The sequence below is a fragment of the Sinosporangium album genome, from assembly GCF_900100605.1.
Classification (GTDB): domain Bacteria; phylum Actinomycetota; class Actinomycetes; order Streptosporangiales; family Streptosporangiaceae; genus Sinosporangium; species Sinosporangium album.
In genome coordinates, this window is record NZ_FNCN01000089.1 from 1 (window position 1) to 1,478 (window position 1,478).

Below are 1,478 nucleotides of genomic sequence, written 5' to 3' on the forward strand. Positions count from 1 at the left end.
GCGTGCTCCACCTCGAACTCCACCCGCACCGGCTGGGCTGCGGGGTCGGTGGCGGTGGTGTGCAGGGTCGGGGTCAGGCTGGTGGCGACCGTGGTGCCGTTCACCTGAGCGGAGGGTGTGACCTGGAAGGCGTCGACCGTCGGGTTGGGCACGTCGATCGTGGCGGTCTGCCATGCCGACCACGCCGAGGTGGTGGCGGCGGTGGTGTTGGCCGCGCGGGCCCGCCAGCGCACCTTCCACCCGTCTACCAGCATGCCCGCAGGTACGGTGACCGCGGCGGGGCTGCCGGAGGCGACGGCTCCGGAGGTGGCGGTCCAGATTTGGCCGGTGCCCTGCCCGGCGGGGGCCGCGGGGTCGTGCTCCACCTCGAAGGCGGCTGTGAGGGAGCCGGGCGCGGTGTCGGCGACGACGGCCGACAGCTGCGGGGTGAGCGAGGTCGCGGTTACGGTACCGCCGTTCGCCTGCGCCGGGGTGATCGCCAAGTCGGTGGCGGTGGGGGCGGAGGCGGGGCCGGCGGTGGTGACGGTCAGCGTGGGCGGTGCGGCGTAGTAGGTGTCGTCCGCCGAGCTGAACACGCGGTAGTTGTCGTTGGTGTTGGTCTCGTTAGGGTGCTGCAGCACCACGCCGTGGTCGGCCGCGCCACCTACCCAGTCCTGGGTGATGCCGGTGACGTTCCACTGCAGGCGATCAGCTCCGCAGTCCTGGTTGAAGCCGCGGCTGTCGGTCTGGGCGTCCTCAGTGGTGGCGGTGGGCTTGTTGCCCCAGTGCAGGGTGTTCTCGTCCCAGGATCCGGTCACCCGCCGCACCTGGATGCCGGGCCCTACCTGGGTGCCGCAGGAGGGGGCATCGATGTTGTGGAGCGAAAGCTGGGCATCGGTGACGGTCGAGCCGGTCAGGCTGGTGGTGTCGAACCGCAGGTAGACGCGGGACAGGGAACCGCTGATCCGTCCGGCCAGCAGGTATTGGCTGGTCGGGTCGGCGGGCCAGTCGGCATCGGTGGTGTCGGCCACTTCGACGTCGTTGTTGAGCGGCAGTGTGGTGGTCGGGTCGATGCGCACGGGGTAGGTCGTGGCGGGGTCGGTCAGGAACTTGTGGCTGGGTTTGAGCACCAGTTCGGTGCGGCCGCCTTTGACGACCACGTCGGTGGCGATCCTGGAGCGGCGGTTGGTGAAGCGCTCGCCGTCGATCAGACTGCCGAGAGCGTCGGCGTCCCACATGACCGGCTGCGGTGCCGAGGCCACCAGTGTGCCGCCCTTGCCGTTCTTGCCCTTCTTGCCGGGCTTGGGGGCGGTCAGCAGCAGGCGTCCACCATTGCCTTCGGACAAGGTCAGGCCCCCGGTTTCCACTCCGATGCGGAGTTGCAGAGGGGTGGTGGGCCGCTGACGCAGCACCACGTCGTGCCGGAACCCGGTCGGCAGTACGGTGACCACGAGATCTGCGCCCTTGCCGGCGGCGTCGGCGTAGGTCGCCACATTCTT

At 70.1% G+C, this 1,478-nt stretch carries 1 protein-coding gene; it reads right to left on the minus strand.

Annotated features, from left to right (window positions below):
• Nucleotides 1–1,472 (minus strand): DNRLRE domain-containing protein (locus tag BLQ73_RS30745; RefSeq protein ID WP_143020562.1); only part of this gene is annotated, 1,472 nt, incomplete at its 3' end.
• Nucleotides 1,473–1,478: the final 6 nt, after the last annotated feature.